Raw genomic sequence first — 12,196 nt, 5'->3', positions numbered from 1 at the left:
TTCGTTCGTTCCGGCTATCTCGTCGGTATGGGGTGCATTCTAGACCATTTCTGAATCATTGCAAGCGCTTTCAACAACCTGTTTTACCGTGTGTTTCTTTTTTATGCGCCAAAATAGCGCATAAAAGCGACAAAAAACACTTAAAACAATGTTTTCAAACAATAAATTTTATTAATTTATTATTTGCGTTATTTTTCATTATTTTTACACTGCCGGTGTTTTTATCTTCACACTCTGAATCAATACAGGGCTTTGCGGTACATTCTGATGCATGCCGCGATTGGAAGTCGGCACTTTTTCAATTTTATCGACCACATCCATGCCTTTAATGACTTTACCGAATACGGCGTAACCTGCATTCATTGCACTTTTATCGAGAAAGTCATTATTGACCGTATTGATAAAGAATTGGCTGGTTGCTGAGTTTGGATCATTGGTACGCGCCATGGCTAATGTGCCGCGTGAATTCTTCAAGCCGTTGTAGGATTCGTTCTTAATCGGCGCACGGGTGGTTTTTTCTGCCATCTGCGCATCCATCCCGCCGCCTTGAATCATAAAGCCAGGAATGACACGGTGGAAAACCGTTCCTCTATAGAAGTCAGCTTTGACATAATCTTCAAAGTTTTTCGCTGAAATGGGCGCTTTATCATTAAACAGCTCAATTTCAATGAGCCCCTGATTGGTTTTCATTTCAACAATCGTGTTGCCTGCCCATACATTTAAACTCATAACTGCTGCTGCAGCCGCAAGAAGCGCGCTTTTTAACATGTTTAACCTATTAAATAAAAAGTGGTATTTGATACTGACTATATTTTAATCTTATAGCAGAAATAAAGCATCTTTTAGCTGCAGTCTCATAAGAACGTAATGAATCCCAGTTTGAGCCTGTTTCCATCTCCGCTATGCGCACACTATAGAAATGCCTCTCTATAAAAGATTGATTATTGCTGTCATTGTTCCAGCTTTACCCCTTCCCGCTATTAATGGAATAGCTCAAGCCCTTCTGGAGACTGTCTAAAGCGCCAGCCAAATTGAAGTGGAACGAATAGAAGCATGAAATGGAATGCATACATACTTCCAATCCAGCATCAGCGCCTGCACGTCCGCCTGTGCAAACGAAAAATATCCCGTTTCTGTCAACAGCTGCGCTGCACCTGCCTCTTTATTGACGATATAAGGCAAGGTGAGCAAAACCGCATTTTCAGTTTGCTTTGCAATTTCAAGGCAAATCCGCTCAAATTAGAAGAACAGCTTGGCAAAACATTCAGAATTCCCCCTGTTCTATCAGAAGAAAATACTAAAAATAAATCATATCATTGATTTTAAATACATTTTATTAAAAAAAAATTGCAACTCAAACACCAACGGCGTTCCACGTGGAACGCCGTTGAGATTTATTTGCCTTTCTTATCCCAAAATTTCCGGAAGTTTTTGCTGATCTCTATCACATATTTTTTAGCCTGAACCGACACAGGTGTTAAATTGATAAATCCATGGGTTTGATCTGAATATTCCTGATAATGCACCGTGACGCCCTGCTGGCGCAGTTTGTGCGAATAAATTTCCGCTTCGTCATGCAGAATATCAAATCCGGCTGTAATCACATAAGCAGGCGCCAGTTTGTCCAGCTTGCCATAGGTTGGTGAAATCAGCGGATCATCCAGTGCAACCTGATGCTGTGATGCATAATAATCAGTGACATGATCCACATCGCGGCCGGTCAGCACCAAGCCATCTTTATATGCATAAAATGACGGATGACGGCTTTTGAAATCCACCACAGGGTACAGCAGCAATTGCGCATGCGGCGCATACGCTTTCTGAGCCGTGCGCTGCGCAACCACCGTGGCAATATTGCCGCCTGCGCTGTCGCCGGCTACCGCAATGCGTCCTTTTAAAATTCTCAATTGACGGCTGTTTTGAAACACCCATGCCAGCGCATCTTCACAGCACTGAATTAACTGTTTCGGGCTAGCTTCCGGCGCGAGCGGATAATCAATGCTGAGCACCTGCGCTTTGGCGTGTACCGCCAGCAAGCGGCACGCTTCGTCATGCGTCTCTAAATTACCCACCACAAAACCGCCGCCATGATAGAACACAATCATCGGCAGTTTTTTATTCGGTGCAGGATGATAGTGGCGTGCAAAGACAGTGCCGCTTTGCAGCGGCAGGCGCAGATCTTCAACCTGCTTCACAGCGGTCGGTTTCGACAGGATGGACTGCATCTGCAAATCAAAAGCTTTGCGGGAACGCTGCACGTCTTCGCCAATAAAGCCTGTTTTTCCCTGCTTCAGCTGCGCCGCCATCATGCATTTAATCAGCGGATCCAGTTCTGGAAATACATAGGGATAACCTAACGCTTTAGCCAAGCGCTCTTGCGCAAAGCTTGGCAGCTTATCCAATGCCCGCACCGCCGCGCCTTGGCCTTTTTCCAATAAACTTTGCATTTTTTGATTAAACGCAGTCATTGCACACATCCTTTTATCCATTCTTCATAATTTCTACATGATCAGCTTTTATGTGACCATATTCTTATACAAGTCTAAACAAGCAAATACATAGCGTAATACAGCATAAGCTAAGCTTCTTTCATAAGCATGTCATTGACAATTTTCATTCAATTTTTGGAGTTTTATGCTGCTCCTTTTCACAGAGGATTCAGGCCATGGCTAAAAAAATAATTTTGCTGTCGATAGCGACGGCATTTATGGCTGTTGGCTGCGTCGCTTTTCCAGATGACGACTACTATGACGGCCGTTATGACCATGGCCGGGATTATGGCTATGACCGCGGCTACGATAGCCGCTACGAACGAGACCGCGAGCGCCAGCGCTGGGAATATCAGCAGCACCGCAACCGATTGGAACAGGAACGGCGCAGGCAGGAAATTGAACGGCGCAACTGGGAACAAAACCGCAAAAATCAGCACGATTGGGAACACCGGAGAAATGATGCTGAACGCCAGCGTTTAGAGCAGCAGCGTCAAAAAGCGCAAAATGACCGGAAAAAGCGCGAACAGGCCAACCGTCATGCTGAACAGCGGAAACAGTGGGATAACCGCCATCAGGAACAGGATAAACGCTGGAATGATGCACGGCGCGGCCAAGATTAATCAGGCAACTGCGGTGATTCCCCTACCGGTATTTCCGCACACCGGCTGAACCGTTGCAACCAAAGTTCAGCCAATAAAAAGCCCTGCATGATGCAGGGCTTTTTATCTTGCATAGAAGCTGAATATGATCTTGCTGCATGCACAATGTCAGTTTTGCTGACCGCAGCGGATGCAGCCGCTTCAATTTTTGATCCAAAGCATTCATACATTCATACATTCATAACAATACAATGCCTGCTGAAACCTGCTTGCGATGACCCGCTATAAAAAACAAAAGCATCCCTTCCATCAGCGTTTTAAATATGGCGGCCCGCGGTTTCAAACAGGCAGCAGCATGTGCCGAAGCAACTGCAGTTTATATTGATGCTGTATCAGAGGGCATCCCTATACCGGCTTCCATCTTTCATTGCAGCGGCAAAAGCGGCTCAGCATGAAGGAAGCTCTTATTGCTGTACCGCAGGCTGTTCCTCTGCCGGTGCAGATTGAATATCGGCTGAGCCTTGAGCTGATGCATCCGGCTGCGCCACGGCACCAGTTTGATCCGCCGGCGGCGCTGTTGTTTCTGCACCCTCAGTGACTTGAGCAGTCTCCGGCGCCTGTGCTGTTTCACTTGAGGTACATCCGACAGCAGCCACAGCAAACCCAGCCAACGCTAAAAGCAATAAACCTGTTTTTTTCATAATCACTCTTTCCTGTATTTTTTAAATAAAAAGCAAAACCGATGTTTGCGGACCCATGATGGTCAAAATTTATGTGAACTGCGCACATCATCAGTAGGAGTTTTAGGGCGTGCAGGTACAGGGAATGCTGCGTTTTATTAATTCAGTAAAGTTGATGTAAAAAACAATATGCATTCAAAAAAGTAATCAATGCACATGAACATGATTGCATGAATCCAGTCTTGTTCCGGCGGCTGCGGACATGGCTCAGCTCCTCTTGAAGATCCCCCTGCTGCAAGGCAGCATAGCAGCTGCATGCATGACCTGAAATTCATATGCTCAGACGTTTCTTCTGAGGCGTCTAAATTCAGGCAAAAAAAAAAAGCCTATTCAGATGATGAATAGGCCATGAAAAACACATTTAAAAAAAAGAGAAGAATCTACAGCGATAGAATATATGGGTTAAATAATAGCCACACCAAGGCACGCTGTGAAATACATAATTCCAATCACATTAATCGTTTTTAAGTCTAAATATAGACTGCATGATAAAAACCATGCCCTCCGCCTCTATGATCTTCCGCATTTTTTATGCCTGATTTAAGGCCACTGCATTTCCCCTTTCACTACTTTGGCGCCCAGCTCAAGACTCGAATCGCCGGCTAAAGCCGGATAGTGCTGCTTCATCATCTGGATCAGCTGCGCTGCATTTTGGCTTTTTTTCACCGCTTGCTCATATTGGCGGTAATAATCTAAGGAAAAATTCACTGCGGCCAAATTTTGCGGCGCATCAATGGACGTATGCGCTGGCACCACAATTGCTGGATTCAGCTTTTTGATGTCATTCAATACAGCAGCAACTTTCTGACGGTCCTGCATTTTAGGGGTATCCGCCATCCACATATGCGTGCCTGAAGTGACAGGAATGCCGCCAACCACCGCTTTCATTTGCGGCAGCCATAAATAGGTCAGCTCATCCTGCCCTTGAATTTGGATATCCGCATTTTCCAATTTCAGGCTTTTGGCTGCATACGCCTCCGGCACATATATTTTAGACGGCGCATTGGCCCCCATTTTTGGCGCCCAATAATCTATCTTATGCTGATAAGTGCTTTGGATATGCCGCACGGTTTGCGGCGTCGCAATCACTTTTGCATCTGGAAAATAAGTTTTAAACACATCCAAAGCAAAATAATAATCGGGATCGCCATAGCTGATGAAAATTGTTTTCAGGGTTTTGCCCGAATCCAAAATATCCGCGGCAATTTTTAAAGCTTCAGATTTTGAAAATTGCGCATTGACCAATACGGCGTCTTGATCCCCTTCAATCAATGTTGAGGTGACGCCAAAATGTTCCGGGGCTGCATAATAGTTTTTAAGCGTCAGTTCTTGCGCCATCACGCTCTGCATGCCCAAAGCCAGGGCAGTCATGCAGAGCACTGCTGTTTTGAAATATTGCATTTTAAAAAATCTCTGGTCTGATGAGAGATACTTTAAGTTTCAATAATGGATGAATAAACCGCATATTTCGATATAAACTATTGCATATATTGCAACAATAATAAAATCGAACACACGCTATGGACACCTTAAAAGCCATCCAAGTCTTTGTCTGCATTGCTGAACAAGGCAGCCTGACCAAAGCGGCAGATCAGCTGGGCTATTCGCGCGCCATGGTCTCCCGCTATTTGGAACATTTGGAAAAGCACTTTGCAGCGCGCCTATTTCACCGCAACACGCGGAAAATTTCACTGAGCGCGGCGGGTGAGAAAGCGCTGCAGCATTGCCGAAATATTTTACAGCAGCAGCAATTTTTGCAGGAACTCAGTGCAGATGCGCAATTCAGCGGATGCATCCGCCTGACCTGCGGCCTGTTTATTCTGCAAAATGGCTTGGCGCGGTGCATTCGGCAGTTCCAGCAGGATTATCCGCAAGTGCAGTTTGATATTCTGATCACCGAAGACACGCTGGATTTAATCGATTCTCAAATTGATCTGGCCTTTAGAATCACCGCCAAAGTCGCCGATGGGCTGATTGCGCGCCCCGTTTTAGCTGTCGATTCGGTTCTTTGCGCGCATCAGGATTATTTACAGCAGGCACCGGATCTTGATCATCCTGAACAGCTGGCGCAGCACCCCTGTCTGGTGCATCAAAGCATGCAGCAGGCTTGGACCTTGACCGCTCAAAATCAGCAGCCGCAGAATTATCCGCTGCGCACAGCAGTGTGCAGCAATGATGCGCATGCCCTCTATGAAATGTGCCTGCAGGGTTTAGGCATCGCCATGCTGCCGGCTGCCCTGGTCGAAAAAGATCTGGCGCAGGGCAATCTTCAGACCGTGCTGAACGGCTATAGCGCGCCCAGCCTGACGCTTTGCGTGGTGTATCCATCGCGCCTGCACCTTCCCGCCAAAATCCAAAAATTCATTGCGTATGTCATTGAGCAGCTCAATTTTGATGAAAAGAAGTAAATTCTGATAAATTTAATCGGCTGCTTCGCTTGAATTTTTACAGCCAGCCCCGATTTCTTTATTAATCATGACATTTGGTAAATCATGGCAGTTCAGAATTAACGCAGTTAGAGCTGACGCCAAAAGGACTGTACATGTTTAAGAACCCTTTTAAACGGAGTAAATCAATGGCGACTGAGCAAAACCAAGACGCTCAAGATCTCGGGCAAGAGCAGGCAGCAGAACAAGAAGCTCAAGCGGTAAATGAGCAAACTGAAGTTTCAGTTGAAGATTTACAAGCGAAAATCACCAGCTTAGAAGACAGCTTGAAGCTGGAAAAAGCGCGTACAGCCAATGCGGTTTATGAAGCGCAAAAAAGCGTAGAGCGCATCCAGCGTGAAGCTGAAAAGCATAAAGATACCGTGCTGGAAAAATTTGCAAAACAATTGCTGGAATCTGTCGACAATCTGGAGCGCGCAATCGCTGCAGGCGGCGAAGAAGAAACGCCAGTCCTTGAAGGCGTCAAGCTGACGCTGAAATCCCTGCTGTCTACACTGGAAAAATTCGGCATCGTTGAGGCCGACACCTCTAATGGCTTTAATGCAGACCTGCATCAAGCTGTCGGCATTGATCCGAATGCGCAAGCCAACCAAATCGGCACCGTATTGCAAAAAGGCTATATCTTAAATGGCCGCCTGCTTCGTCCTGCCATGGTGATGGTCGGCGCATAAGCCTTTAAATTCGGGAGTTTGTGAAAAATTTTCATCAAAAGAACTTGAAAAATTTGGAACGGCTCTCATATTCGATAACAAGCGAAAACATTGCATAAAAATTTTTGAGGAAATCATCTAATGGCTAAAATCATTGGTATTGACTTAGGTACTACAAACTCTTGCGTAGCAGTACTTGAAGGCGACAAAGTTAAAGTAATCGAGAACGCTGAAGGCGCTCGCACAACTCCATCTATTATTGCGTATAAAGATGGCGAAATTCTGGTCGGTCAATCTGCGAAACGTCAAGCAGTGACTAACCCGAAAAACACATTATTCGCGATCAAGCGTTTGATCGGCCGTAAATACCAAGACCAAGCCGTGCAAAAAGATATCGGCCTGGTTCCGTACAAAATCATTCAAGCGGGCAATGGCGATGCTTGGGTTGAAGTGAACGACAAGCAGCTTGCGCCGCAGCAAATCTCTGCTGAAATCTTGAAAAAGATGAAAAAAACAGCTGAAGACTACCTGGGCGAAACAGTCACTGAAGCAGTAATTACTGTTCCTGCTTACTTCAACGATGCGCAGCGTCAAGCAACTAAAGATGCCGGTAAAATTGCGGGCTTAGAAGTTAAACGCATCATCAACGAACCAACGGCTGCTGCCCTTGCGTTCGGTATGGACAAAAAAGAAGGCGACCGTAAAATCGCGGTTTATGACCTTGGCGGCGGTACTTTCGACGTATCCATCATTGAAATCGCTGACCTTGACGGCGACCAGCAAATCGAAGTGTTATCGACAAACGGTGATACATTCCTGGGCGGTGAAGACTTTGATAACGCGTTAATTGAATTCTTGGTTGAAGAATTCAAGAAAGAGCAAAGCGTAAACTTGAAACAAGATCCGCTTGCACTGCAGCGTTTAAAAGAAGCGGCTGAAAAAGCGAAAATTGAGCTTTCTTCTTCTAACGCAACTGAAATCAACCTGCCATACATCACTGCTGATGCGACTGGTCCTAAACACTTAGTGATCAACGTAACTCGTGCAAAATTAGAAGGCCTGGTTGCTGACTTAGTGGCCCGTACCATTGAACCTTGCCGTATTGCGCTTAAAGATGCTGGTCTTTCGACTTCTGACATCTCTGACGTAATTTTGGTTGGCGGTCAATCACGTATGCCAATGGTTCAGCAGCAAGTTCAAGACTTCTTCGGCAAAGAGCCGCGTAAAGACGTGAACCCTGACGAAGCCGTTGCAATTGGCGCAGCAATTCAAGGCGCAGTGCTTTCAGGCGACAAAACTGACGTGCTTCTTCTTGACGTAACTCCGCTTACTCTTGGTATTGAAACCATGGGCGGCGTGCTGACAGCAATCATCGAGAAAAACACCACGATTCCTGCGAAGAAATCTCAAGTGTTCTCAACTGCTGCGGACAACCAGCCGGCTGTAGACATTTCTGTGTTCCAAGGTGAACGTAAAATGGCGCAGCAAAACAAATTGCTGGGCAACTTCCAATTGGGCGATATCCCGCCTGCTCCACGCGGTGTGCCGCAAATTGAAGTATCGTTCGACATCAACGCCGACGGTATCTTGAAAGTATCTGCAAAAGACAAGAGCACCGGCAAAGAGCAATCAATTCAAATTAAAGCAAACTCTGGTTTGAGCGATGCTGAAATTGAAGCGATGATCAAAGATGCTGAAGCGAATGCTGAAGAAGACCGTAAATTTGAAGAGCTTGCAAAAGCGCGTAACGAAGCGGATGCTTTAGTTTCATCTTCACAAAAAGCGGTGAAAGATCTTGGCGAACAAGTATCTGCTGACGAAAAAACTGCGGTTGAAACTGCTGTAGCTGAATTAGAAGCGGCTACAAAAGAAAACGACGTAGAAGACATCAAAGCGAAAACTGAAGCGCTTCAAAACATCATCATGCCAATTACTCAAAAGGCATATGAAGCTGCACAAGGCCAAGGCGGCGCTGAAGGTTTCGACCCGAACGCTTTCCAAGGCGGTGAAGGCCAACAGCAAAAAGCAGACGATGGCGTTGTAGATGCTGAATTCACTGAAGTGAAAGATGACAAAAAATAATTTGTCAGCTTAACTGAAAAAGACCGCGCGAAAGCGCGGTTTTTTTATGCCCAGAGATATTTGAAAACCGCTGATTTTCAGTTAAATTAATTTAAATACTAAAATTTATAATAACTTATGCGCATTGTTCTTATTGCTCTGATTCCGCTGCTGGCGCTTTTTTTCTTTGTACAGACCCAAAACCATCCGCAGCTGCGCTATAACGCCTGGTCAGACCGGCTCATGCATCCGCTGGACACGCGCCTGCGCTACCGCATTGCCGATGTGGATCCGCGCTTCGGCATGAGCAAAGAGCAAGTCATCCAGCTCAGCAAAGAAGCCATTCAAATTTGGCATGACGGCATGCATCAATCCCTGTTTGCCTATGATGAGCAGGCCAAACTGCAAATTCACCTGATCTATGATGCGCGGCAGGAAGACTACAATGCCTTTAAAAAGACCCAGCAGGCGCTGGAGCATGAAAGCAGCACCAATCAGCGTATCTCGAGCAATTTGGATGTCTCGAAAAGCAGCCTGGAACACATGCAGCGCAGCCTGCAGCAGGAGCAGGTCCAGCTGCAGGCTGAATTCAATCACCTCAGCCAGCAGCGCATGAACTGGAGCCGTCTTGAAGATGAGCAAGGCGAAAACCGCCAGCGCATAGAAGCGCAGTATCAAGCGCTGAAAGACCGGGCGCGGCGCATGGAAAGCAACATTGCCTATTTCAGCCAGATGAATGCGCAGTACAATCAGCAAGTCAGCCAGCACAACAGCAGCCTTGACCGCTACAACTGGAATATCATGCAGGCCCAAAAGCGCTTTCCGCCGCGCGAATTTCATAAAGGCGTGTTTATGGGCGACCAGATTCAGATTTATCAATTTGATGCTGAAGATGACTTGCGCCTGACGCTGGCGCATGAATTGGGCCATGCACTGGGTTTAGGCCATCATGCAGATCCTTCGGCGTTGATGTATCCTATTTTAGGAGAACAGAATATGGCGGATTTTAAGCTGCAGCCCGCAGATCAAAGCCTGCTCTATGCGCGCAAATAACAAATCGCTGCATAAAGCCTTATTTTATTTATGTCTTTATTCGGTATTTAACCTTAAAAAACTGAATTCGTGCTATTGTGAACAGCCAGACCCAATCCAAAATCATTTGAATGGAGAGCAATGTGAGTTACTACCATATCTTAATTGAAGCGAATGACCACATCAGCACAATTGAACAAACGCGTGATATCGAAATATTTGATATTATTGAAATTCAGCCGTACCTCCATTCAATTCTGCTCCCTTTTTTCAATGAACAGCTGATTGAGCTGGAAGACGAAAATCTGGACTTTAAAGACGTGCTGCATTTGCAGGTCAAGCAGACCCTGCTGCCGATCAATGATCTGATTGAAGAAGAGCAGAAGCTGCTGCCGAGCGATACGGACGTCACCATCAGCGCCTATGAAATTTTCAATAACCGCAGCCTCAGCCAGGATGTGACCACCATTGTGTTTGATCTGCTCGAAGCGGTCAAATTCGATCCTGAAGCCTGATGCCTGATGCCGCGGCCAGCGCTTTAACGCGGCAGCATAAAACATTAAGATATAAAAAAGCCCTGAATTGATCAGGGCTTTTTTGATGAACCGTTGCTCAGCCTTAGATAGAAAAAGACGAGCCGCATCCGCAGGTAGTGGTTGCATTCGGGTTTTGCACGATAAATCTTGAGCCATCCAGGCCTTCAACATAATCGACCGTTGAACCCACTAAATACTGATAGCTTAAAGAATCCACCAGCATTTTGACATCGCCGTTGCTGTATTCTGCATCGTCTTCATTTTGGCTTTCTGCAAAGTTAAAGCCGTAAGAGAACCCGGAACAGCCGCCGCCTGTCACATATACACGCAGCATCAACTCTTGATTACCTTCACTGTCACGCAGTTGACGTACTTTATTGGCAGCATTTTCAGTCAGCACAAGTGCTTGGGCATTCATGATCGGTTCCTCTGTTCGGTTCACATCTTACAAAAAGACTGTTTTTCAAGTATAGCATACTCGATATAGGGTCAATCTGGCAGATTAAAAGTCAAATCAGAGTAATTTTATCAAGATTGTTTATAGTTCTCATCCTGCAATGCGCATTCAAAGTTTTTCGGGTCCTGCTTGCAGCGGAACTGCCACAGCAGCTTCATCATGCGCTTGTCATATACGGCGCGCTTGGTTAAATCAATCCGCGCTTCACGCATCATTTTCTGATAGCCCGGCTTGTCTGCCGGCGGCACATCCATCCAGTATTTGCCTGGAATATCCGCCTTCATTTTGCCCAAGATATTGAATGCGCGCGGCAGCTGGCCTTTCACCCACTCACGCGACTTTTGGCCATAGCCTTCAGGAAATTTGTCCGGACGGATAATAATATTGCCGGTCACCTGCAGAATCGGATAATTCACAATGGCGCCCTTTGCGCCCAGCCCTTTATGCAATTCCAGCGGCTTGAACACGGCTGCCGGCGCGCCGATAATATCCACCTGGCCATTGTTGAATTTTGCGCCAAAATTGGTGACATCCGCGCTGACCGCCTGCGCGCCCACCTGCTGCACCATGATTTTTTGCGCTTCATCATAATCCAGCACCGCAATTTTTTTACCTGCCGCTTTGGCGACGGTATTGATGCTGCGGTCATTGACCAGCAAATAGGCATCGCCGACAGGAATCACGCCAGCGACTTCATATTTGCCATGGACCATATTTTTGGCAAAGGCCGGATTGGCCAGCCCCTGCATCACTTTCACCGCCAGCTTGAGATCCGGAATTGCGCCAATCGCGTCTAAAGAGCCGGTAAAAGAATTAAATTGGCGGCCGCGCATGCCGGTTACGCTGATGCCGTCACATTTGCCGGCTTTAAAATCTTCTGCGATCACCGCCTCATTCTGGCCCACGCGCAATTCGATATCTGCGCCCCAGTTTTTAGCCGCCAGCTGATAATCCTTCATCAAGGTAAAGACATCGCCATTTTTACCTACCAAGTCGAATACGCATACGACTTGTTTTGCCTGTGCTGCTCCAGCCGCCGCCATCAGGCCTGCGCCTAAGGCGCATGCTTTGATCCATTGCTTCGCCATATTTTTCTTCCTTTGATATCCGGTTATTTTTGCTTTTCTTCTTTAGAATTATTTTTAAGAATCATGCGGATGTTCAAGGATGCATGCATCCTTA

General features: G+C 46.3%; 14 protein-coding genes. 7 read left to right on the top strand and 7 right to left on the bottom strand.

The annotated features are described in order from the left end of the window. Positions 1–204: 204 nt before the first annotated feature. Positions 205–768, bottom strand: coding sequence for a peptidylprolyl isomerase (locus tag ACE3T3_RS13960; RefSeq protein WP_374667938.1), 564 nt, complete (start codon positions 766–768; stop codon positions 205–207). A 285-nt stretch (positions 769–1,053) separates the two neighbouring features. Between ACE3T3_RS13960 and ACE3T3_RS13955 the strand changes: the two genes are divergently transcribed. Beyond that, positions 1,054–1,320 (top strand): hypothetical protein, encoded by a 267-nt coding sequence (locus ACE3T3_RS13955; RefSeq protein WP_374667936.1) that lies wholly within the window; start codon positions 1,054–1,056, stop codon positions 1,318–1,320. A gap of 74 nt (positions 1,321–1,394) precedes the next feature. On the opposite strand, the gene ACE3T3_RS13950 is transcribed toward ACE3T3_RS13955, so the two are convergent. Further along, positions 1,395–2,468, bottom strand: a complete 1,074-nt coding sequence (locus ACE3T3_RS13950; protein WP_374667934.1) for an alpha/beta hydrolase — start codon at positions 2,466–2,468, stop codon at positions 1,395–1,397. A 197-nt stretch (positions 2,469–2,665) separates the two neighbouring features. Between ACE3T3_RS13950 and ACE3T3_RS13945 the strand changes: the two genes are divergently transcribed. Further along, complete coding sequence (locus ACE3T3_RS13945; protein WP_374667932.1) at positions 2,666–3,112, top strand: hypothetical protein; 447 nt, start codon at positions 2,666–2,668, stop codon at positions 3,110–3,112. Here ACE3T3_RS13945 and ACE3T3_RS13940 read toward each other — a convergent pair. The 3 genes from ACE3T3_RS13940 to ACE3T3_RS13930 form a co-directional block, all read right to left on the bottom strand. After that, a complete protein-coding gene (locus ACE3T3_RS13940; protein ID WP_374667930.1) occupies positions 3,109–3,321 on the bottom strand; it encodes a hypothetical protein in 213 nt (70 codons plus the stop codon). The genes ACE3T3_RS13945 and ACE3T3_RS13940 overlap by 4 nt on opposite strands. Before the next feature lie 234 nt (positions 3,322–3,555). Beyond that, positions 3,556–3,792: a hypothetical protein gene (locus ACE3T3_RS13935; protein ID WP_374667928.1), complete on the bottom strand. Its 237-nt coding sequence runs from the start codon at positions 3,790–3,792 to the stop codon at positions 3,556–3,558. 579 nt (positions 3,793–4,371) lie between these two features. Beyond that, positions 4,372–5,232: an MBL fold metallo-hydrolase gene (locus ACE3T3_RS13930; protein WP_374667926.1), complete on the bottom strand. Its 861-nt coding sequence runs from the start codon at positions 5,230–5,232 to the stop codon at positions 4,372–4,374. Between the two features lie 119 nt (positions 5,233–5,351). Here ACE3T3_RS13930 and ACE3T3_RS13925 point away from each other — a divergent pair, with 119 nt between their 5' ends. From ACE3T3_RS13925 to ACE3T3_RS13905, 5 genes are all read left to right on the top strand, one after another. Next, positions 5,352–6,239 carry a LysR substrate-binding domain-containing protein gene (locus ACE3T3_RS13925; protein WP_374667924.1) on the top strand — a complete coding sequence of 296 codons (888 nt, stop codon included), beginning with the start codon at positions 5,352–5,354 and terminating at the stop codon, positions 6,237–6,239. Between the two features lie 167 nt (positions 6,240–6,406). After that, positions 6,407–6,949, top strand: a complete 543-nt coding sequence (grpE, locus tag ACE3T3_RS13920; protein ID WP_374667922.1) for a nucleotide exchange factor GrpE — start codon at positions 6,407–6,409, stop codon at positions 6,947–6,949. Positions 6,950–7,069: 120 nt separating this feature from the next. Next, on the top strand, positions 7,070–9,010 hold the full coding sequence (gene dnaK / locus ACE3T3_RS13915; protein WP_374667920.1) for a molecular chaperone DnaK: 1,941 nt from the start codon (positions 7,070–7,072) through the stop codon (positions 9,008–9,010). Positions 9,011–9,127: 117 nt separating this feature from the next. Further along, positions 9,128–10,042 carry a matrixin family metalloprotease gene (locus ACE3T3_RS13910; protein WP_374667918.1) on the top strand — a complete coding sequence of 305 codons (915 nt, stop codon included), beginning with the start codon at positions 9,128–9,130 and terminating at the stop codon, positions 10,040–10,042. A gap of 110 nt (positions 10,043–10,152) precedes the next feature. Then, a complete protein-coding gene (locus ACE3T3_RS13905; protein WP_374667916.1) occupies positions 10,153–10,536 on the top strand; it encodes a hypothetical protein in 384 nt (127 codons plus the stop codon). A gap of 103 nt (positions 10,537–10,639) precedes the next feature. On the opposite strand, the gene erpA is transcribed toward ACE3T3_RS13905, so the two are convergent. Beyond that, entirely contained in the window at positions 10,640–10,975 is a 336-nt protein-coding gene (gene erpA / locus ACE3T3_RS13900) for an iron-sulfur cluster insertion protein ErpA (RefSeq protein WP_374667914.1), read from the bottom strand. Positions 10,976–11,085: 110 nt separating this feature from the next. Next, positions 11,086–12,057, bottom strand: coding sequence for a putative solute-binding protein (locus tag ACE3T3_RS13895; RefSeq protein WP_374667947.1), 972 nt, complete (start codon positions 12,055–12,057; stop codon positions 11,086–11,088). Between the last annotated feature and the right edge of the window lie 139 nt (positions 12,058–12,196).

It is taken from the genome of Acinetobacter sp. (genome assembly GCF_041919735.1).
Classification (GTDB): Bacteria; Pseudomonadota; Gammaproteobacteria; order Pseudomonadales; family Moraxellaceae; genus Acinetobacter.
The sequence above is the reverse complement of the archived record's forward strand: the minus strand, read 5'-3'. Positions and strand labels throughout refer to the sequence as shown.

Excerpts from the sequence above, each read along its gene's own strand:
- ACE3T3_RS13960 (WP_374667938.1), bottom strand. The coding sequence starts at position 768 with ATGTTAAAAAGCGCGCTTCTTGCGGCTGCAGCAGCAGTTATGAGTTTA.
- ACE3T3_RS13955 (WP_374667936.1), top strand. The coding sequence starts at position 1,054 with ATGAAATGGAATGCATACATACTTCCAATCCAGCATCAGCGCCTGCAC.
- ACE3T3_RS13950 (WP_374667934.1), bottom strand. The coding sequence starts at position 2,468 with ATGACTGCGTTTAATCAAAAAATGCAAAGTTTATTGGAAAAAGGCCAA.
- ACE3T3_RS13945 (WP_374667932.1), top strand. The coding sequence starts at position 2,666 with ATGGCTAAAAAAATAATTTTGCTGTCGATAGCGACGGCATTTATGGCT.
- ACE3T3_RS13940 (WP_374667930.1), bottom strand. The coding sequence starts at position 3,321 with ATGTATGAATGCTTTGGATCAAAAATTGAAGCGGCTGCATCCGCTGCG.
- ACE3T3_RS13935 (WP_374667928.1), bottom strand. The coding sequence starts at position 3,792 with ATGAAAAAAACAGGTTTATTGCTTTTAGCGTTGGCTGGGTTTGCTGTG.
- ACE3T3_RS13930 (WP_374667926.1), bottom strand. The coding sequence starts at position 5,232 with ATGCAATATTTCAAAACAGCAGTGCTCTGCATGACTGCCCTGGCTTTG.
- ACE3T3_RS13925 (WP_374667924.1), top strand. The coding sequence starts at position 5,352 with ATGGACACCTTAAAAGCCATCCAAGTCTTTGTCTGCATTGCTGAACAA.
- grpE (WP_374667922.1), top strand. The coding sequence starts at position 6,407 with ATGGCGACTGAGCAAAACCAAGACGCTCAAGATCTCGGGCAAGAGCAG.
- dnaK (WP_374667920.1), top strand. The coding sequence starts at position 7,070 with ATGGCTAAAATCATTGGTATTGACTTAGGTACTACAAACTCTTGCGTA.
- ACE3T3_RS13910 (WP_374667918.1), top strand. The coding sequence starts at position 9,128 with ATGCGCATTGTTCTTATTGCTCTGATTCCGCTGCTGGCGCTTTTTTTC.
- ACE3T3_RS13905 (WP_374667916.1), top strand. The coding sequence starts at position 10,153 with ATGGAGAGCAATGTGAGTTACTACCATATCTTAATTGAAGCGAATGAC.
- erpA (WP_374667914.1), bottom strand. The coding sequence starts at position 10,975 with ATGAATGCCCAAGCACTTGTGCTGACTGAAAATGCTGCCAATAAAGTA.
- ACE3T3_RS13895 (WP_374667947.1), bottom strand. The coding sequence starts at position 12,057 with ATGGCGGCGGCTGGAGCAGCACAGGCAAAACAAGTCGTATGCGTATTC.